General features: G+C 49.4%; 1 protein-coding gene. It reads right to left on the bottom strand.

What is annotated here, in order from left to right:
* Nucleotides 1-231, bottom strand: a 231-nt coding sequence (locus tag SB749_RS21120; RefSeq protein WP_410712045.1) for a hypothetical protein, incomplete at both ends; no start/stop codon positions are given.

Below are 231 nucleotides of genomic sequence, written 5' to 3'. Positions count from 1 at the left end.
AACGTGGCCTGCAAAGCTGTCATATCAGTCGATTGACTCTCCACTGTGACTGCATCTTTAGCCAACCGCTCATTGAGTAAGTTTTGCGCCCGCTCAATATCAGCACTTGGCATCATCTGATCCTGTACATGCTCTAATACGCGGTGCGGTCTCATGTTTTCAAGTGCCGCATCAACATGCACTTTCGCCCGTTTCACTTGACCTTGAGCACGTTTTTCTCTCGCATCACCC

The organism is Brevibacterium sp. SIMBA_078 (assembly GCF_046534565.1).
In the GTDB taxonomy this organism is placed as follows: Bacteria; Actinomycetota; Actinomycetes; order Actinomycetales; family Brevibacteriaceae; genus Brevibacterium.
The sequence above is the reverse complement of the archived record's forward strand: the minus strand, read 5'-3'. Positions and strand labels throughout refer to the sequence as shown.